15 protein-coding genes are annotated in these 19,189 nt (G+C 73.5%); 9 read left to right on the top strand and 6 right to left on the bottom strand.

Annotation, left to right across the window (positions count from 1 at the left end):
• Positions 1-3 precede the first annotated feature (3 nt).
• Complete coding sequence (gene mfd, locus KB893_RS07300; RefSeq protein WP_211925338.1) at positions 4-3,399, bottom strand: transcription-repair coupling factor; 3,396 nt, start codon at positions 3,397-3,399, stop codon at positions 4-6.
• 259 nt (positions 3,400-3,658) lie between these two features.
• On the opposite strand from mfd, the gene KB893_RS07295 reads away from it, so the two are divergent.
• Both KB893_RS07295 and KB893_RS07290 read left to right on the top strand, forming a co-directional pair.
• Positions 3,659-4,774 (top strand): DUF1615 domain-containing protein, encoded by a 1,116-nt coding sequence (locus KB893_RS07295; protein WP_377730378.1) that lies wholly within the window; start codon positions 3,659-3,661, stop codon positions 4,772-4,774.
• A 137-nt stretch (positions 4,775-4,911) separates the two neighbouring features.
• The gene (locus KB893_RS07290) at positions 4,912-7,218 is read left to right on the top strand and encodes a TonB-dependent receptor (RefSeq protein WP_211925339.1); all 2,307 of its coding nucleotides are present in this window, start codon (positions 4,912-4,914) and stop codon (positions 7,216-7,218) included.
• 43 nt (positions 7,219-7,261) lie between these two features.
• Here KB893_RS07290 and KB893_RS07285 read toward each other — a convergent pair whose 3' ends face one another.
• Entirely contained in the window at positions 7,262-9,322 is a 2,061-nt protein-coding gene (locus KB893_RS07285) for a phosphocholine-specific phospholipase C (protein ID WP_211925340.1), read from the bottom strand.
• A gap of 139 nt (positions 9,323-9,461) precedes the next feature.
• Between KB893_RS07285 and KB893_RS07280 the strand changes: the two genes are divergently transcribed.
• On the top strand, positions 9,462-10,349 hold the full coding sequence (locus KB893_RS07280) for a CAP domain-containing protein (RefSeq protein WP_211925341.1): 888 nt from the start codon (positions 9,462-9,464) through the stop codon (positions 10,347-10,349).
• A 267-nt stretch (positions 10,350-10,616) separates the two neighbouring features.
• Here KB893_RS07280 and KB893_RS07275 read toward each other — a convergent pair whose 3' ends face one another.
• Positions 10,617-11,501 carry a LysR family transcriptional regulator gene (locus KB893_RS07275; RefSeq protein WP_211925342.1) on the bottom strand — a complete coding sequence of 295 codons (885 nt, stop codon included), beginning with the start codon at positions 11,499-11,501 and terminating at the stop codon, positions 10,617-10,619.
• Between the two features lie 125 nt (positions 11,502-11,626).
• Between KB893_RS07275 and KB893_RS07270 the strand changes: the two genes are divergently transcribed.
• From KB893_RS07270 to KB893_RS07255, 4 genes are all read left to right on the top strand, one after another.
• On the top strand, positions 11,627-12,676 hold the full coding sequence (locus tag KB893_RS07270; protein ID WP_213173590.1) for an NAD(P)-dependent alcohol dehydrogenase: 1,050 nt from the start codon (positions 11,627-11,629) through the stop codon (positions 12,674-12,676).
• A 165-nt stretch (positions 12,677-12,841) separates the two neighbouring features.
• On the top strand, positions 12,842-13,339 hold the full coding sequence (locus tag KB893_RS07265) for a (R)-mandelonitrile lyase (protein ID WP_211925052.1): 498 nt from the start codon (positions 12,842-12,844) through the stop codon (positions 13,337-13,339).
• A gap of 103 nt (positions 13,340-13,442) precedes the next feature.
• Positions 13,443-14,108: a carboxymuconolactone decarboxylase family protein gene (locus KB893_RS07260; protein WP_211925051.1), complete on the top strand. Its 666-nt coding sequence runs from the start codon at positions 13,443-13,445 to the stop codon at positions 14,106-14,108.
• A gap of 461 nt (positions 14,109-14,569) precedes the next feature.
• Entirely contained in the window at positions 14,570-15,487 is a 918-nt protein-coding gene (locus KB893_RS07255) for a peptidase associated/transthyretin-like domain-containing protein (RefSeq protein WP_211925050.1), read from the top strand.
• Between the two features lie 13 nt (positions 15,488-15,500).
• Here the strand turns inward: KB893_RS07255 and KB893_RS07250 are convergent, their stop codons facing one another.
• Positions 15,501-16,394 carry a glycoside hydrolase family 75 protein gene (locus tag KB893_RS07250; RefSeq protein WP_211925049.1) on the bottom strand — a complete coding sequence of 298 codons (894 nt, stop codon included), beginning with the start codon at positions 16,392-16,394 and terminating at the stop codon, positions 15,501-15,503.
• Positions 16,395-16,548: 154 nt separating this feature from the next.
• Here KB893_RS07250 and KB893_RS07245 point away from each other — a divergent pair, with 154 nt between their 5' ends.
• Both KB893_RS07245 and KB893_RS07240 read left to right on the top strand, forming a co-directional pair.
• Positions 16,549-16,758: a hypervirulence associated TUDOR domain-containing protein gene (locus KB893_RS07245; RefSeq protein WP_211925048.1), complete on the top strand. Its 210-nt coding sequence runs from the start codon at positions 16,549-16,551 to the stop codon at positions 16,756-16,758.
• A 74-nt stretch (positions 16,759-16,832) separates the two neighbouring features.
• Positions 16,833-17,795 carry an SDR family NAD(P)-dependent oxidoreductase gene (locus KB893_RS07240; RefSeq protein WP_211925047.1) on the top strand — a complete coding sequence of 321 codons (963 nt, stop codon included), beginning with the start codon at positions 16,833-16,835 and terminating at the stop codon, positions 17,793-17,795.
• Between the two features lie 9 nt (positions 17,796-17,804).
• On the opposite strand, the gene KB893_RS07235 is transcribed toward KB893_RS07240, so the two are convergent.
• Both KB893_RS07235 and KB893_RS07230 read right to left on the bottom strand, forming a co-directional pair.
• Positions 17,805-18,542, bottom strand: coding sequence for a MauE/DoxX family redox-associated membrane protein (locus KB893_RS07235; RefSeq protein ID WP_211925046.1), 738 nt, complete (start codon positions 18,540-18,542; stop codon positions 17,805-17,807).
• Positions 18,543-18,646: 104 nt separating this feature from the next.
• Positions 18,647-19,108 (bottom strand): hypothetical protein, encoded by a 462-nt coding sequence (locus tag KB893_RS07230; RefSeq protein ID WP_211925045.1) that lies wholly within the window; start codon positions 19,106-19,108, stop codon positions 18,647-18,649.
• Positions 19,109-19,189 lie beyond the last annotated feature (81 nt).

Below are 19,189 nucleotides of genomic sequence, written 5' to 3'. Positions count from 1 at the left end.
GCTTTACCCGCGCTGCGCCGCGCCGAGGCGGGCGAGCAGGTCGCGGAGCCGCGCGATGGCGGCATCGGCATCCGCGCCGGGCGCCGCGAGGTGCAGCGTGGCGCCGTCGAGGGTGGCCCCGAGCGCCGGGTCGGCGAGGGCCGCGGCGAGCGCGTCGCGGTCGACGGATGGGCCGTCGAGCGGGGACAGCACGCAGGCCTCGTCGCCGATGTCGATGCGGGCGATGGCCAGCGGCGCGGCCATGACCCGCAGGCCGGCGAGGGCGAGCAGGCGCGCGGTGGGCTCCGGCAGCGGCCCGAAGCGGTCGAGCAGCTCGGCGTGCAGCGCGTCGAGGCCTGCCGCGTCGGTGGCGGCATCGATGCGCACGTACAGCTCGAGCCGGGTGCCGACGTCCTCGACGTAGTCGTCCGGGATCAGCGCGGGCGCGCGGATCTCCACCTCCACGCCCGTATACCCGGCCGCCGCCGCGGCGTCCGGCTCGCGCCCGGCGCGCAGCGCATCCACCGCGCGTGCGAGCAGCCGGCGGTACAGGTCGAAGCCGATCTCGCGGATCTGTCCGGACTGCGCCTCGCCCAGCAGTTCCCCGGCGCCGCGGATCTCCAGGTCGTGGCTGGCCAGGGCGAAGCCGCCCCCGAGTTCCTCCACCGCGGCGAATGCCTCCAGGCGCCGCCGCGCGTCGGCGGTCATGCGCGCGGGGTCGACGATCAGCAATGCATGCCCGCGGCGGTCGGAACGACCGACGCGTCCGCGCAGCTGCTGCAGCTGGGCGAGGCCGAAGCAGTCGGCGCGGTCGATCACGATGGTGTTGGTGTGCGGGTTGTCGATGCCGGCCTCGATGATGGTGGTGCACACCAGCACGTCGCTGCGGCGGCGGTGGAAGCCGGTCATCACGTCCTTCAGGTCCGCGGCGGGCATCTGCGCATGCGCGACCGCGACCCGCGCCTCGGGAACCAGGGCGCGGATGCCGTCGGCGAAGGTGTCGATGTCGTCGACGTCGTTGTGCAGCACGTAGGCCTGGCCGCCGCGCGCCAGTTCGCGGCGCAGCGCGTCGCGCACGCGTCCGGGCTCCCACGCGGCGACGCGCGTCCGCACCGGCGCCCGGCGCGCCGGCGGCGTGCCGATCAGCGACAGCTCGCGCAGGCCGGCCATCGCCATCGCCAGCGTGCGCGGGATCGGCGTGGCCGACATCGCGAGCACGTCGACGTCCTCGCGCAGCTGGCGGAAGCGCTCCTTCTGGCGCACGCCGAAACGCTGCTCCTCGTCGACGATGGCGAGGCCGAGGTCGCGGAACGCCACGCCGCGTTCGAGCAGGCGATGGGTGCCGACGACCACGTCGATCTCGCCGGCGGCCAGCTTCGCGAGCGTCGCGTCGAGCGCCTTGCCCTTGCGGAAGCGCGAGAGCTCGGCGACACGGATCGGCCAGCCTGCGAAGCGCTCGCGGAAGGTGCGCGCGTGCTGCTGCGCGAGCAGGGTGGTCGGCACCAGCACGGCGACCTGGCGACCGCCGGTGGCGACCGCGAACGCGGCGCGCAGCGCGACCTCGGTCTTGCCGAAGCCGACGTCGCCGCAGACCAGGCGGTCCATCGCGCGCGGCGCGGCGAGATCGGCCAGCACCTCGGCGATGGCGCGCCGCTGGTCGGCGGTCTCCTCGAACGCGAACCCGCGCGCGAACGCGGCGACGCGCCCGGTGTCGATCGCGTGCGCGTGTCCGCCGCGCGCCTCGCGCTGCGCCTGGCGCGCGAGCAGGGCCGCGGCGGTGTCGCGGACCTGCGCCTGCGCGCGCTCGCGCGCCTGCTCCCAGTGGTTGCTGCCGAGCGCGTGCAGCGGCGCGTCGCCGTCGACCGTGCCGGCGTAGCGGGCGAGCCGGCCGATCTGGGTGACCGGCACGTAGAGCCGGTCCTCGCCGGCGTAGTCGATCGCCACGAACTCGCCGCGGACGCCGCCGGCCTCCATCGCGACCAGACCGTGGTAGCGGCCGACGCCGCTGTCGAGGTGGACGACCGGGTCGCCCGGCGCGATGCCGGCCAGGCCTGGACCGGTCCCGGTGCCGGCGGCATGGGCGCCGTCCGCGTCGTGCGGCGCGACATCGGGCACCGGCAGCAGCGCGAGCGCGGGCGCGTCGAGCGCCAAGCCTTCGTCGAGCGTGCCAACGCCGATGCCGACGCGCGGGCCCGCTGCCGCGAGGAAGGCGGTCGTGTCGTCCACGCGCGCCGCGTCGACCCGCGCCTGGCCGAGCGTCGCCTGCCATGCCTCGGCCTGCGTCGCGCTGGCGGCGACCAGCAGGACGCGCCGCTCCGGTGGCGTTTGCAGCGCGTGCAGCAGCGCGTCGGCGTCCGCCGGCGCGGCCACGCCCGCGAGGCCGCCCGTGCCGGCGCCGGCATCCACGCGCACCCGTCGCCGCGCCGCGCAGGCGCGGTCGAAGGCGGCCGGCGACAGCCACAGCGCATCCGGCGGCAGCACCGGGCGTTCGCCGCCGCGGGCGCGCGCATGCGCCGCCTCGATCTGCTCCCATGCGCCCGCCAGCGCCGCATCGAGCCCGCCGTCGAGCACCAGCAGCGCGGTGTCGGGCAGGGCGTCGAACAGGGTTTCGGTGGCGTCGAAGAACAGCGGCAGGCAGGCCTCGACGCCGGCCGGCGCCGCGCCCTCGCGCAGGCCGCGCGCCCAGGCGCCGCGGGCGACGTCCTCGCCGAAGCGCTCGCCGAGGCGGCGACGGACCGTGTCGGCGGCCGCATCCGTCAGCGGCATCTCGCACGCCGGCGGCAGCGCCAGCGTCTCCAGTGCATCCAGCGAGCGCTGGCTGTGCGGATCGAAGGCGCCGATCGCGACCACGGTGCCTTCGGCCGTGCGAATGCGGCAGGGCGTGCGGCGGTCGCCGGGGAAGACGTCGACGACGCCGCCGCGCAGGGTGAACTCGCCCGGCGCGGCGACGCGCTCGACGCGCCGGTAGCCGGCCGCCTCGAGCCGGCGGCGCGCGGCTTCGGGATCGAGCACGTGGCCATGCCGCAGCGTGAGCGTCGACGCCTCCAGGTGCGCCGCCGGCGCGGTTCGCCGCAGCAGGGTCGCGAGCGGCAGCACCAGGACGGCATGGTCCTCCGCGGCCAGCCGGCGCAGGACCCCGATCCGCGCCGCCAGCGCCTGCGGCGGCGCGTCCTCGGCCTCGTAGGGCAGCGTGTCCGGCGCCGGCAGCGACAGCACCGGCACCGCGCCGGCGAACAGCGGCAGCGTCGCGGCGATGCGCTGCGCGCGCCCGGCATCCGCGGCGACCAGCACGACCGGCCCCGCATGCGCCCGCGCCGCCTGCGCGAGCAGCAGGGCCAGGCCGGCCTCGGGCGGGTCGGGCCAGGCGCCGGCATCGGCGGGCGTGGCGGGAAGCGGTGGCGCGGGGAGGCTTGCGGGCATGACGGGCACTGGCTGGCCCCGCCGCTGCGCGCTGCGCAGGCGGTGCCGGGACGCTTGAGGGGAGGGCGCCGCGGACGCCGCGGCGCGAGTGGGGACGGCGTTATCGGCGAGCGCGTGCGCATCGGGCGTGAAGCCGGCCTGCGCCGCGACCACGTCGAGTCCACCCGCCGCCGGTAGGCTGGCGCGGACCGTCCGCCGCATGTCGGCACTCCCGAGGACACCCGATGCCCGATCCGACCCCGTCACCGCGATGCCGGTGCTGAGCCCACGCTTCCCGCGGCTCGGCCTGCTGCTGGCGACGCTTCTGGCCGCCGGCTGCGCGACCCAGCGCGCCTGGGAGGGACCGCCGCGTCCGCCCGAGGAGGTACGCGCGGAGCTGGTGCGCCTGCTGCCGGCCAGCGTCGCCGACCGCGCCGGCTGGGCCGGCGACATCCAGGTCGCCTTCACCGCGCTCGACATCGAGCCCAGCACCTCGAACCTGTGCGCGGTGCTCGCGGTGACCGAGCAGGAGTCCACCTTCACCGCCGATCCGGCGGTGTCGGGGCTGGCGAGGATCGCGCGCGAGGAGATCGACCGCCGCGCCGGGCGCCTGCACGTGCCGGGCTTCCTGGTCGACGCCGCGCTGCGCCTGGAGTCGCCGACGGGCGCGTCCTACGCCGAGCGCCTGCAGCGGGTGCGCACCGAGAAGGAACTCAGCGCGATCTTCGAGGACTTCATCGGCATGGTGCCGATGGGCGGGCGCCTGTTCGGCGGCCTCAACCCGGTGCATACCGGCGGACCGATGCAGGTGAGCATCGAGTTCGCCGAGGCGCATGCGCGCGAGGAGGGCTATCCGTATCCGGTCGAGGGGTCGATCCGGCACGAGGTCTTCAGCCGGCGCGGCGGCATGTACTTCGGGATCGCCCACCTGCTCGGCTACCCGGCGGACTACGAGCGGCCGCTGTACCGCTACGCCGACTTCAACGCCGGCTGGTACGCCAGCCGCAACGCCGCGTTCCAGAGCGCGGTCAGCCTGGCGACCGGCATTCCGCTCGCGCTCGACGGCGACCTCGTGCGCCGCGATGCCGGCGTCGGCTACGCGCCGGGCGCGACCGAACTGGCGGTGCGCGCGCTCGGCCGCCGCCTGGACATGGGCGATGCCGCCATCCGCCGCGCGCTGGAGCAGGGCGACCGGCTCGAGTTCGAGGAGACCGCGCTGTACGCCCGTGTCTTCGAACTGGCCGAGGCGATGCGGGGCGAGGCACTGCCGCGCGCGGTGATGCCGCGGATCGACCTGGAGAGCCCGAAGATCACCCGGCCGCTCACCACCGAGTGGTTCGCGACCCGGGTCGACGAGCGTCACGCACGCTGCATGGCGCGCGCGCCCGGAGGCTGAGGCGGCGGCGCTGACGCCGCACTGCAACATCGCTGTCAACGCAGCATCGCATCCCGATTCGAGAGTGCCGGATCGGCGTCGGAAGACGGCGCCGCTCCACCGCCCGGGGCCACGCGCCTCCCTCTCGAGATCGATCGATGCCGCATCGTAGTCATGCCCTTCCGCTGCGCCCGCTGGCGCTCGCCGTGGCCGCCGTCGTGTCCCTGCCGCTGTGCGCGGCCGAGCCGGCGCAGCCCGAGGCCGATGCCGCCTCCACCGCCGTGGCTGCCGCCCTGCCGCCGCAGCAGATGAGCGCGATCACCGTGGTCGCCAGCGGCGAGACGCGCCAGGTGCAGCGCATCGGCGAGCGCGAGCTGGAGGCGGCGACGCCCGGCACGAGTCCGCTCAAGGTGCTCGACCAGCTGCCGGGCGTGCAGTTCCAGGCCGCCGATCCCTGGGGCAACTACGAATGGGCGACCCAGATCACCCTGCACGGCTTCGACCAGAGCCGCCTGGGCTTCACCCTCGACGGCATCCCGCTCGGCAACATGGGTTACGGCGTCAGCAACGGCCTGCACGCCTCGCGCGCGATCATCACCGAGAACGTCGCCAGCGTGGAGCTCGCGCAGGGCGCCGGCGCGCTCGGCACCGCCTCCAACAGCAACCTTGGCGGCACCATCCAGTACTTCTCCGACGATCCGGGCATGGATCCCGGCGTGCGCGTGGCGCAGACCTTCGGTTCCGACGACACCCGCCGCACCTTCGCGCGACTGGACACCGGCGACCACGGCGGCTTCTCCGCCTACCTCGCCGGCGTCGACGGCTCCACCGACAAGTGGAAGGGCTTCGACGACCAGGCCTACCAGCAGGTCAACCTCAAGGGCGTCTACGCCTGGGGCGACAGTCGCCTGAGCCTCTACGTCGACACCTCGCGCCGCAGGGAATACGACTACATGGACCTCTCCCTCACCAGCCAGCGCGAGCTCGGCTGGGAGTGGGACTACCTGATCCCGGACTGGGAGATGGCGCTGCAGATCGCCGACGCGCTCGCCGGCAACGGCACCTATCCGGAGGAGCTCGACGGCCTGCCGGAGGGCTACAGCAAGGCCGACGCCGCCTACTACCTCGGCGGCGGCATCCGCAACGACGATCTGGCCGCGCTCGCCGGCAGCTTCGCGCTCGCCGACGGCATCGCCCTGGACACCACCGCCTACTACCACGGCAACCGCGGCGAAGGCCTGTGGGTCACGCCCTACACCCCCTCGCCCAATGGCGTGCCGCTGTCGATGCGCACCACCGACTACGGACTCGACCGCTACGGCGGCCTCGCCGCGCTGAAGCTCGATCTCGGCATGCACCGCATCGAGCTCGGCACCTGGCTCGAGAACTACGACAACGACCAGCAGCGCAACTTCTTCGGGCTCGACGCCGACGGCTTCACCGACCTGTTCAACTTCTACTCGAGCTACGAGCCGTTCCTGCGCGGCTTCTACCAGCACTACGAGGTCAAGACGCGGATGGCCTACGTGCAGGACAGCATGCGCTTCCTCGGCGATCGGCTCGGCGTGACCGTCGGCGCCAAGGCGCTGGAGACGACCACCGAGGCGACCTCGCGCGTGGCCAGCGGCAGCAATGCACAGGGCCGCATCGAGGCCAGCGATCATTTCCTGCCCCAGGCCGGCGTCAACTGGCGCCTCGGCGGCGGCCAGGAGATCTACGCATCGGTCGCGCAGAACCAGGCCAACTACGGCTACACCCCGTTCGGCCAGGCGCAGGCCTCGTTCGACGCCACGGTCGATGCGCTCGAGCCGGAGGCGTCGACCACCTACCAGTTCGGCTATCGCGTGCAGGGCGCCGCCTACGAGATCTCGGCCGACCTCTACCGCACCGACTTCGACAACCGCCTGCTGTCGATCTCGCCGTGCTCGGCGATCCAGACCTGCGCCTCGATCATCAGCAACGTCGGCTCGGTGCGCAGCCAGGGCGTGGACCTGGCCCTGCTGTGGCGGCCCGTCGAAGGGCTGCGCTGGCTGAACTCGCTGTCCTACAACGACATCACCTACCAGGACGACTACGTCTCCGGCGGCGAGGTGGTGGCGACCGAGGGCAAGCGCGTGGTCGGCATCCCCGAGTGGATGTTCTCCTCGACCGCGAGCTGGACGGTGGGCGCGTGGCGCGCCTCGCTGGACGGCAAGTACGTCGGCGAGCGCGAGCTGAGCTACCTCAACGACTCGCATACGCCGTCCTACTGGCTGGTCGACGCCGGGCTCGACTACGACTTCGGCCGGATCGGCGCCATCGACGACCTGCGCGTGGGGCTCAACGTCACCAACCTCGGCGACAAGCGCTACTTCTCGAGCACCGGCACCGCCGGCTACCAGGTCTCCGATCCCGACGGCTTCAACCAGACCCTGATGGTGGGCGCGCCGCGGCAGGCGTTCCTGAGCGTCGACGCGCGGTTCTGAAGGCCCCGCGCGGGGGCGGGCCACGGCCTCGTCCCGCGCGGGCTCAGGCCGGCGGTGCGGCGCCGATCGCCGGGTCGCTCAACGACGGTGCGCCGGTCTCGACGTGGCCGGCGAGACGGCGGCGCCAGCCCGGATCCTGCCGGCTGCGCAGGGTGAGGTCGTACCAGTGGGCGTGGGCGGCGATGTCGATGTCGAGATGCCGCTCTCCGGCCGGATCGAGCGTCACCGCGAGCGGCCCAGCGCCTCGGTAGCCGTCCTCCAGCGACAGCCGGCATGCGCGGGTCGCGGGATTGCGCAGGGTCAATCGCAGCAGACCCGCTGCCGCGTCGAACGCCCAAGCCACCTCCGGCGCCGCGTCGCCCGCGCCCGCGAACTCGCGAAGGAAGCCGTTCGGCCCGTACACCGCGAGCGCCGCGCCGTGTCGCGGCCAGTGCGCGCGGAGGACGTCGCCCGCGCCCACCGTGTAGTGCCACGGCCCCTGCGCCGCGTCGTCGCTGCGCACGATGAACACCGCCCCGGCCGTGCCGCGGTTGACGAAAGCGAGCTCCAACGCGGTGCCGGCCGCGTGCGCCTGCACGTCGAGGTCGTAGGGCAGGGGGCGTGCCGGACGCTGCCCGGCTTCCTGCACCGGCATGGCGGCCTGTGCGGGCAACTGCGGCATGGGCAGCGCGCGCGAGCCATCGGTGCGCGCGATCGCGGCGCCGTCGCCGGGCAGCGGCGGCGGGCGCCGGCGGTCGCCGCGGGCGAAGTCGAGCGTGGAGGTCAGGTCGCCGGCCACCGCGCGCCGCCAGGCGCCGATGTTGGGCTCGTGCACGCCGAAGCGGCGCTCCAGCAGCCGGATCACCGAGGTGTGGTCGAACACCTGCGAGTTCACCCAGCCGCCGCGGCTCCATGGCGACACCACCAGCATCGGCACGCGCGGGCCCAGTCCCATCGGCGTGCCCTGCCAGTCCTCGCCGTCGGTCGGCACGCTGCTCGCGCCGAAGGCGGGCGCGATCGCCGGCAACGGCGGCGGCACGTGGTCGAAGAAGCCGTCGTTCTCGTCGTAGTTGATCAGGAACACAGTGCGCGCCCACACCTCCGGGTCGGCGGTGAGCGCCTCCAGCACCCGCGCGCTGAAGGCCTCGCCGTAGCCCGGCGGTGCGTCGGGGTGCTCGCACATCGCGTAGGGCGCAACGATCCACGACACCTGCGGCAGGCGCCCGCGCTCGACGTCGGCGCGCAGGGCCGCGACCAGCGGCTCGCCGCGCGTGGTCCTGGCCTGCTCGGCGTCGGTGCCGGCGACGTAGGCGCGGCCGCGCGCATGCAGGGGCGCGGCGTCGGCCAGGCCGCGGAAGGCGGCGAAGCTCTGCAGCGTGTTGTCGCCGTAGTTGTCGTACTCCTGGTAGACCTTCCAGTCGATCCCCGCGGCCTGCAGGCGTTCGGCATAGGTGGTCCAGCGCAGCGGCTCGAAGTCGGGGCGGTCGCGGCGGCTGTCGGCGGTCCAGTTGCCGTCGTCGGCGTTGGTCACCGCGTGCTCGCCGCGGGCGCCCGCGTGCAGGCCGCTGGTGCCCGAGAACAGGAACAGCCGGTTCGGGTTGGTCGGCCCGAACACCGAGCAGTGGTAGGCGTCGCAGACGGTGAAGGCATCCGCCAGCGCGTGGTAGAAGGGGATGTCCTCGCGGGTGAAGTGGCCCATGGTCAGCGCGGTCTTCCTCGCCACCCAGGCGTCGTGGTGCTTCCAGTCGGCGTGCGCGCCCTTCCAGCTGTGGTCGAGGTCGTGCATGTGCGCGGCGCCGGTGCGCACGGTGTCGAGCCGGAACGGCAGCACCTCGCGACCGTCGGCGTCGCGCTGCGCCCATACCGCGCGGCCGCCGGGCAGGCGCCAGGGCCGCGGGTCGCCGAAGCCGCGCACGCCGCGCAGGGTGCCGAAGTAGTGGTCGAAGGAGCGGTTCTCCTGCATCAGGATCACCACGTGCCCGATGTCGGCCAGCGTGCCGGTGACCCGCGCCGGCTCCACCGCGAGCGCATTGCGGACCGACGGCGGCAGCGAGGCGAGCGCGGCCCCGGCAAGGCCGGCGCTGCCGGCGAGCTTGAGGAAGCGGCGGCGGTCGGTGGCGGTCATGGCGAGGCGTGCGGGCGGGGCCGCCGATGCTGGGCCGGCTCGATGAAAGGGTGGTGACCGGCCGCGGCCGGCTCCTTCGTCCGGTGTTCACTCCGCATGCGGTCCCGTGCCCGGTGTCGCCAGCGCATCGAGGTCTTCCATGTCCACCGCCGTCGCGCCCGTCCCGCCTCCCCATCGCACCGTCGCCGGTGCCGCCCTCCTGCTGTGGACGGGAGCCGCGGTCGCGGCGCCGTCCGCGCCCGCCGCGGAGGCCGACACGCTCGTCGAACGGGTCAACGACTACCGCGCACAGGCGCGGCAGTGCGAGGGGCGCGAGCGCGAGCCGGCCGGGCCGCTGGCGCCGGATCCGCGCCTGGCCGAGGTCGACCTGGCCGGCGGCGGCAGCATCCGCGAGGCGCTGCGCGCGGTCGGCTACAACGCGGCCGCCGCGCAGACCATCGCGATCGCCGGTCCCGACGACGCCGCGAGCGCGATGGACCTGGTCCGGCAGCGCTACTGCGCGCCGCTGATGGATCCGCAGTTCGCCGAGATCGGCGCGGCGCACGACGGCGCGCGCTGGCAGATCGTGCTCGCGCGGCCGCTGCTGTCCGAGGACCTGGGCGATTGGCAGGAGGCCGGCCGCGCCGTCCTCGAGCAGGTGAATGCGGCCCGCGCGCAGGCGCGCAGCTGCGGCGGGCGCCACTTCGACGCCGCGGGTCCGCTGACCTGGGATGCCGCGCTCGCCGAGGCCGCGCTGGCGCACAGTCGCGGCATGGCCGAGCGCAACGTATTCAGCCACCGCGGCGGCGACGGCAGCGAGGTCGGCGCGCGCGCCACCCGTGCCGGCTACGCCTGGCGCCACGTCGGCGAGAACATCGCGGCGGGGCAGGGCGCGCCGGAGCAGGTCGTCGCCGGCTGGCTGTCCAGCCCCGGCCACTGCGCCAACATCATGGATCCGCAGTTCACCGAGATGGGCGCGGCCTACGCGACCGATCCCGACAGCGACGCGGTCAGCTACTGGACGCAGGTCTTCGGCGCGCCGCGCTGAGGCCCCATCACGTCGCGCACGCCGGCCGGCGTCATCGTGGCCCCGGTGCCGGTGCCGGTGCCGGTGCCGGTGCAGCACGCGCGCGTGGACAGGCGCCAGAGCGCGCTGGCACTGATGTCGACGGTGGCCTGGACCGAGGGCGCGGACCGGGGGAAGGCGTGGCAGTCGGGGGATGCGGCGGCGTCCGCCGATCCGTTCCGACGGGTGGCAGGCGCGCATGCGGCGGCGCGCGACACGGCGGCCGCGGGCGCGCGGGACCCGCTCCGCTCAGATCCGCAGCGCATCCACGACCAGCGAGAACGCCGGCGAGTGCTGGCGGCGGCTCGGGTAATAGAGGTGATAGCCGGAGAAGGGCGGGCACCACTCCTGCAGGACCCGGATCAGGCGCCCCTGCTCGATATGCGGCGCGAACTCGTCCTCCGGCAGGAAGGCGATGCCCAGCCCGTCGAGCGCCGCGAGCACGATGTGGGGCGAGGTGTTGAAGGTCGACTGGCCGTCGACGCGCACGTTCAGCTGGCGACCGCGGCGCTCGAACTCCCACACGTACACGCCGCCGGAAGGGAAGCGGATGTTGATGCAGCTGTGCCGGGTGAGATCGCCCGGAACCTTCGGCGCGGGGTGCTTGGCGAAGTAGCCCGGAGACGCCACGGCGGCCATCCGCAGCTTCGGTCCGATGGGCTGCGCGATCATGTCCTTGTCGATGCTCTCCCCGAGGCGCACGCCGGCATCGAAGCGATCGGCGACGATGTCCCGCAGCCCGTAGCTGACATCGAACTCGATGTGGATGTCCGGATAGCGGTGCATCACCGGCAGCAGCCTGGGCAGCAGGATCGTGCGCAGGACCCAGTCCCCGCTGGTGATGCGCACCAGGCCGGCCGGCTTGTCCCGCAGCGCCGTGAGCGCGTCGAGTTCCGCTTCGATCTCGTCGAAGCGGTTCCCGATGGCCTGGAGCAGCCGTTCGCCGGCCGGCGTCGGCGCCACGCTGCGGGTCGTGCGGGTGAGCAGGCGGATCTCCAGCCGCTCCTCCAGGGCCTTGAGCGCCTGGCTGAGGGCCGACTGGGAGACTCCCAGGACCGCGCCGGCACGGGTGAAGCTGCCTTCGCGCGCGACCGTGACGAAGGCCAGGAGATCGTTGAGGTTACGGCGTGCCATGGCCGCAGTGTGGCATGGTCGATTGATTAGCCGATCTAATAAAGCATAAAAGCATCCATCATCTTATCGAGCAGTCCGCTGCTGCGCAGAATGGCCGGCATTCCACTTGAGCCTGGACCTCTGCCATGCCTGTTCGAGCCTACGGCGCGTATGCCGGCGACAAGCCCCTGGAACCGATGGACATCACCCGCCGCGCTCCGGGGCCGCACGACGTGCAGATCGACATCGCCTACTGCGGCATCTGCCACTCCGATCTCCACCAGGTCCGCGCCGAGTGGGCGGGGACCCGGTTCCCCTGCGTGCCCGGCCATGAAATCGTCGGGCGGGTCGCGGCGGTGGGCGCGCATGTCGAGGGTTTCCAGGCGGGCGACCTGGTCGGCATCGGCTGCATCGTGGACAGCTGCAGGCACTGCGAGGACTGCGCAGGCGGCATGGAGAACTACTGCGACGGCATGATCGGGACCTACAACTTCCCGACCCCGGACGCGCCCGGCCATACGCTCGGCGGCTATTCGCAGCAGATCGTGGTCGACGAGCGCTACGTGCTGCGCATCCGTCATCCCGAGGAGCAGCTGGCGGCGGTGGCTCCGCTGCTGTGCGCGGGCATCACCACCTATTCGCCGCTGCGGCACTGGAAGGCCGGCCCCGGCAAGAAGGTGGGCGTGGTCGGCATCGGTGGGCTCGGTCACATGGGTATCAAGCTCGCCCATGCCATGGGCGCGCACGTGGTGGCGTTCACCTCCTCCGAATCGAAGCGCGAGGCCGCGCTGGCCCTGGGGGCCGACGAAGTGGTCGCATCCCGCAGCGCGGATGAGATGGCGGCGCATGCCAGGAGCTTCGACCTGATCGTCAACACGGTGGCCGCGCCGCACGACCTCGATGCCTTCCTGGTGCTGCTCAAGCGCGAGGGCGCGATGGTGCTGGTCGGTGCCCCCGCCAGCCCGCACCCGTCGCCGGCCGTGTTCAACCTCATCATGAAGCGTCGCTCGCTCGCCGGTTCGATGATCGGCGGCATCCCGGAAACGCAGGAGATGCTCGACTTCTGCGCCCAGAACGGGATCACGGCCGACATCGAACTCGTTCGTGCCGACCAGATCAACGACGCCTACGAGCGCATGCTCGCTGGCGACGTCAAGTACCGCTTCGTGATCGACAACGCGACCCTGGCCGCCTAGCCGGGGAGCGCGATGAAGGGCTGCTCCCGTCGCCGGCCGCCGCAGTCCGGGCGGCGGGCGACGACCGGTTCCAAACCCGTCCGGAATGCCGACGGCGCCGTGAGCGGCATGTGCAGCAGGCAACCCGGATCCGCTTCGTTTCCATCTTGCACAGGAGTCATCGCCATGAACGCATCGCTGCTGGGACTCGGTTTCTTCGCGATGGCGCTCCCGGGCGCTCCGGCTGGCGCTGCGGAGCCGCAGCGCGACGCGGCGGCAGCCGCCGGCCAGCAGATCACGCGCGCAGGGACGCAGCCTTCGGCCGCCGGTCCCGACGACTACTTCACCGGCCGGGTGCGGGTCGACCCGGTCTGGCCGGCCGACGACGGCATCACCGCGTCGGGCAGCCTGGTGACCTTCGAACCCGGCGCGCGTTCGGCCTGGCATACGCATCCGGCAGGGCAGCGCCTGGTGGTGGTGTCGGGGGTGGGCCTGACCCAGGAATGGGGCAAGCCGGTCCAGGAGATCCGCCCCGGTGACGTGGTGTGGTGCCCGCCCGGCGTCAAACACTGGCACGGCGCCGCGCCGACGACCGCGATGAGCCACCTGGCCGTCACCGGCACGGTGGATGGCGCGAATGTGGAGTGGATGGAGAAGGTGAGCGATGCGCAGTACACGCGCTAGGCGCTGCGGGGGCGGCGCGGTCGCCGTGGCCCTGGCTTTGGGTCTGATGGGCCTGCCTGGCATTTCGAGCCACGCCGCGGAACGTCCTCAGGAGCGACACGACATGTCCCAGGTGCAGACCCGATCCGACACCCTTGCGGCCCGTCAGCAGGCGATCGTGCCCATCGCGGCCTTCGCCGCCGCGGGCGACGTCGCCAGCCTGCGTGACGCCCTGGGCCGCGGGCTGGATGCGGGGCTGACGGTCAGCGAGGTCCGGGAGGTGCTGGTGCAGGTCTATGCGTATGCGGGGTTCCCGCGCAGCCTGAACGCGCTCGCCGAACTGATGGAGGTGCTGGAAACGCGCAGGGCGCGCGGCATTCAGGATGCGCCGGGCCAGGCGCCCAGCCGGGCGATCCCGAAGGGCGACGCGCTGCTGGCGGCGGGCACCGCCAACCAGACCAGGTTGCTCGGCGCGCCGGCCCAGGGCGCGGTGTTCGAGTTCGCGCCGGCCATCGACGAATACCTCAAGACCCACCTGTTCGGCGACATCTTCGAGCGGGACGCGCTCGACTGGCAGAGCCGCGAGATCGCCACCGTCGCCATGCTTGCCAGCATGCCCGGCACCGACTCGCAGCTGCGATCGCACGTGCGCATCAGCATGAACGTGGGGCTCAGCGCCGCGCAGCTGCGCCAGCTCGCCGACGTGCTCGCCGAGCACGTCGGCGCCGAGGCCGCGCGCCGTGCGAAGGATGCGCTGGAGCGACAGACGACTCCTCCGCCGGCGCCCTGAGCCAACACCTGCATCCCGCTCGCTACGCGGGCCGTCTCCCCGCAGGTCGCGCAGGCCGCCGCTGTCGGGCGCGTTGCTGACGCTGCTGACGGCAAGTTCGCAGGCGCCGCGGACCGCCTGAGGCAGCGTCGCCCGGGGCATGGCGTAGGCCGGGCCCGCCACGGCGGCATCCACGGCGCGATCGGCACCCTCGGCAGGTGCCGGCAAGCACCACGACGAGCGCTGGACATCCGTCCCGCACAGCCTGCAGCTGGGACGGCGATGCATCGCGGCACGCTGCTGGCCACGGTGGCGGTGGTGGTCGCGGCCGGGTGCTCCTGGTCGCGGTGCTGGGCCTCGCCAACGGGGCGGCGGGAACGCGGCAGCGGGCGGAATCCGTCGCGGCGGCCGGACACGGCGTTGCGGGCCGGTTCGACGGGCCCGCGCCACCCTGCGCGTCCCTTCGGATCGGGATCCCGAGCATGTCCTTCGACGACCGTCCTCCCGCTGCCGGTCCGGCGCCGTCGCGCCGGCGCATGCTGGCCAGCCTCGGCACGCTCGCGGGCGGCCTGCTGCTGCCCTGGCGCACGCGCGCCGCCGATGCCTGCAGCGCCGACGCGGGGTCCGGCGCCTGCGTGCTGATCCCGGCCGAGACACCCGGCCCGTTCCCGCTGGCCGAGGCCCTGCAGGATCCCGGCATCGTCCGCAGCGACATCACCGACGGCCAGGAAGGCGTGCCGCTCGAACTGGTGCTGCGGCTGGTCGACGTGGACGCCGACTGCGCACCGATCCAGGGCGCCGCGATCTATGTCTGGCACTGCGACCGCGAAGGTGTCTATTCCGGCTACGCGGCTGCGCCACCGATGGCCGCTCCCGCCGCCGGGGGGCGCGACGGACGGCCACCGGGGCCGCCGCCGGGGGGCAGGGGAGGCGGACCCGGCGGTCCCCCGGGCATGGGCGGCGGCGGCCCGGGACCGGGCGGCCGCGGCGCACCACCGCCGGGCGGCAGCGAGGGCGGCCCGCCGGCCATGTCCCAGGCGCGCGGCACGGCGGGCGAGACCTTCCTGCGCGGCGTGCAGGCGACCGACTGCGACGGCGAGGTCCGCTTCCGGACGATCTTCCCCGGCTGGTACGCGGGGCGCATCAGCCACATCCACTTCCAGGTCTTCCTCGATCGCCTCGGCCGCGTCTCGGCGACGTCGCAGATCGCGCTGCCGCAGGCGGTGACCCAGGCGGTGTACGACTCGCCGCTCTATCGTGCGCGCGGGCAGAACACGTCGGTGGCCGATTTCGCCCAGGACAACGTCTTCCACGATGGCGTCGAGCACCAGCTGGCGGCGGTCGGCGGCGATGTCGACAGCGGCTACGTCGCACGGCTGGTGGTCGGGGTGGCCCGCTGACCGATCGCGCGGATCAGGGCGATGGCGCGCTCGCCTGCCGCAGCCGGGCGAGGCAGGGCGCGAAGGCCTCACGTCCGCCGTGCGCGGCCAGCAGCGCATCGGCGCGCGCGGCGACGTGCATGGGGCTGACCGCGGCGCCGTCCGCGCTGCCCGGGAACAGCACGTAGAGCACCTCGCGCCGGCCGATGGCGCTGGCCGCGCGGCGGGTGCCGTAGCGCATGACGAAGGGGTCGTGGCCGAGCGCCTGCAGCAGCGCGATGGAACCCTCGCCGAGCTTGCGCGCCGGGCCGAGGTCGGCCACCACCAGCGGCGAGGCGTGGTCGCTGCCGGCGCGAAATGCATAGCCGAAGTCGCCGAGGCCGACGCCGAAGCGCGGCGCGCGCGGCCAGGTCGACGGGATCACCGCGAACGGCACCGTGTTGGAGTCGACGTAGCCGGAGGGGCGCATGCGGTCCGCGCCCGGCTGCGCGAGCGCGGTCGTAGAGACGAAATAGCCCGGCCGCGGGTCGTCCTCCCCCTGTACCACCGGCACGCCGTCGCGCCTGGCCATGGCGAAGAAGCAGATCGGGGTCGAAGGGGTGAAGCCGGCGGCGCGCGCGGCACGGTAGTCCGCCATGCACTGCGCCTTCCAGCTGGCGCCGCCGGCGCAGGTGCCGCCGACGCTCATGCCGTTGCACAGGTGCACGGTGCCGATGTCGTCGGGGTGGTAGGCGTCGGGCGCACCGTCGGGGTTGACGTGCATGATCGAGACGAACAGCAGCGCACCGCTGGCGCGGTGGCGGTGGATCTCCACGGGGCCGATCTCGGCGTGGGCGAAGGTCTCGATGCGCTCGCTGGCGCAGTCCTCCCCGCGCAGCGCGGCGGTCGCCAGTCCCAGCGCCGCGATGGGCAGCATCCATCCACGCATGACCGCCTCCGCCCGCGAAGACCGGCGCCATCATGCGGCGGCGGCGGGATCGCGGACAGGGCTGCGGACCGGCGCGCCGACCGGCGGCGCTCGCGGCCGCGTCACGTCGCAGCGCGTTGCATCGGCGGTTCGATCCCATGCACGGAGACCGGCCATGGCCGAGCGGCTGAAGAAGGGCGACAAGGTCGCCTGGCAGACCTCGCAGGGCACCACCCACGGCACGGTGGAGAAGACGCTGACCCGGCCGACGGACATCAAGTCGCACCACGTCGCGGCCTCGCCGGACAATCCCGAGTACCTGGTGGTGAGCGACAAGAGCGGCAAGCACGCCGCACACAAGCCGGACGCGCTGAAGAAGAAGTAGGGCGTGATGTCGCGGCGCACGCGCAGACGCGCCGCGCGCTGCATACTCCGCGGCCCTCGCCCCGCGGATCCACCATGGTTCTGGAGACACGACGCCGCCTCGTGCAGGGCGCACTGCTGGCGGCGCTCGCGCCGCGCCTGGCCCGGTCGCACGACGCTGCGCCGGCACGCGCGTCCGGCCCGGGCTCGACCGCGGAGGAAGTGACCCGCGGCCTCGACCTCGGCGGCAGGACCGCGGTGGTCACCGGCTGCAATTCGGGCATCGGCTACGAGACGATGCGCGTGCTGGCCCTGCGCGGCGCGCACGTCATCGGTACCGCGCGCAGCGCGGAGAAGGGCGCGGCGGCCTGCGCCAGCGTGGCCGGTCGCGCCACGCCCGTCGTGCTGGAACTGAGCGACTTCGACTCCGTCGTCGCCTGCGCCGAGCGGATCGAGGCCATGGACGTGCCGGTCGACATGCTGGTGTGCAACGCCGGCATCGTGCTCGGCGGCCTCGAGCAGGTGCGCGGCCTCGAGAAGCAGTTCGTCGTGAACCACCTCGGTCATTTCCTGCTGGTGCGGCGCCTCCTCGCGCGCGTGCTCGCGGCGCCGCAGGGGCGCGTGGTGGTCCTCGGCAGCGGCGACCACGCGCGCGCGCCCGAGGGCGGCATCCAGTTCGGTCGCCTCTCGGGCGAGGGCTGGGCCGACCGCGGCTACAGCCACTCCAAGCTCGCCAACGGGCTGTTCTCGCTCGAGCTCGCGCACCGGCTCGCGGGCACCGGCGCGACCTCGAACTGCGTCACGCCCGGGCACACCCGCACCGACATCCTGCGCAGCGTCGGCGACGGCTACCGCGCCGATGCGCAGACCCCGGCACAGGGGGCGGCGACGCCCTGCTACGTGGCCACGCATCCCGCCCTGGCGCGGGTCAGCGGCACGTACTTCCGCGACTGCGCGCCGGCGCAGCCGAGCGCCCTGCAGACCGACCGCGCGATGGCGGCGCGGCTGTGGCAGGTGTCCGAGGAGCTGGTGCGGGGTTTCCTCGGACCGGCTGCCTGAGGGCGGCGCTCACCACGCCAGCATCCACAGCGCCATCGCCACCATCATCAGGTCCTCGGTGAGCGAGACGAAGCCCAGCGGCACGTTCGAGCCGCCGCCGACGCAGGCGCACTTGAGCTCGCGCTTCTGCACGTACACCGCGTAGAACACCGACACCGCGCCGACGCTGCCGATGAAGAAGGCGACCGGGATCGCGACCCACAGCAGCGCGTCGGCGACCATCAGCACGCCGGCCAGCGCCTCCAGGAACGGAAACAGCGTGGCGTAGGGCACCCAGCGCCGGGCGAGCAGGTCGTAGTTGAGGAACATGGTCGAGAAGCTCTCCACGTCCTGCAGCTTCTGCACCGCGAGCAGGCACATGGAGAAGGCCACGAACCACTCGACCGTGCGCACCGCCCAGACCGTGCCCAGCGCCGCCCAGGCCGTCGCCAGCGCGATGAGGGCGGCCATGCCGAAGATCGCCACGACCGGGCGGTAGCTGGTCGCTTCCGGGTCCTGCACCGATCTGCCGAAGTAGCGCCGCAGGTCGTCGTAGCCGCCGACGCGGGCGCCGTCGATGAAGGCCTGCGGCGTGGCCGCGACGTGGTGCCGGTGCTTGAAGGCATCGGTCTCCTCGCGGCTCTCCAGCCACTGGTCGTCGACCGCATAGCCCTCGCTGCGCAGCAGGTGCCGCGCCTTCAGCCCGTAGGGACACACGTGCTCGGGCATCACCATCCGATACAGCGTCGCCCGCTTGTCGGTCTGCATGTCCATTGTCGTCACCCCGCCTCGCCCGGCTGTCGATGGCCCCCGATGCTGGGCTCCGCACGGCACAGGCCGGGTGAATGAAGCCGGGGCGAACGCCCGCTCCGTCAGCGTCGACCGCGGCCGGACAGCCGCTCGGCCACCAGCGCGGTCACCACCGACTGCAGCACGTGCAGGCCCAGGCGTTCGCCTGCCCTGCGCGGTCCGGCCGCGACCTCGCCCTCGGTGACGCCCAGCAGCGGCGCGATCCCGGCGATGTTCACCAGGTAGAGCCCGATGCCCCAGGCGGCGCCGAGCGCGGCCGGTGGCACCCCGGGCAGGCGCCGGCGCAGCGCCTCGTAGCCGAGCCCGAAGGCGGCGGAGGCGCCGAGGTGGTTCACGAACTCGACCGCGCTGGTTCCGGCCTCGCCGATCACCGCGCGCGAGCCGGTGGTGCGGTCGATCCAGTCGACCGCGTCGCGATCCAGGGTCCTGCCGAGCACGCCGCTGCGGCGACCGGCGACCATCGCCGCGGTGGTGGCCAGGCCGGCGGCCACGCCGGCGAGGAGGGCTGCGGCAGTGCGGTTCATGGCGTGCTCGCGGTCGGTCGGGCTCGGGGCGGAGGACTCATGGCGCAGGGCTCAAGGCATGGGGTTCGGTCTGCCCGTCAT

This window comes from Coralloluteibacterium stylophorae, assembly GCF_018122625.2.
GTDB classification, from domain to species: domain Bacteria; phylum Pseudomonadota; class Gammaproteobacteria; order Xanthomonadales; family Xanthomonadaceae; genus Coralloluteibacterium; species Coralloluteibacterium stylophorae.
This window is presented reverse-complemented; position numbering and strand designations above follow the sequence as displayed.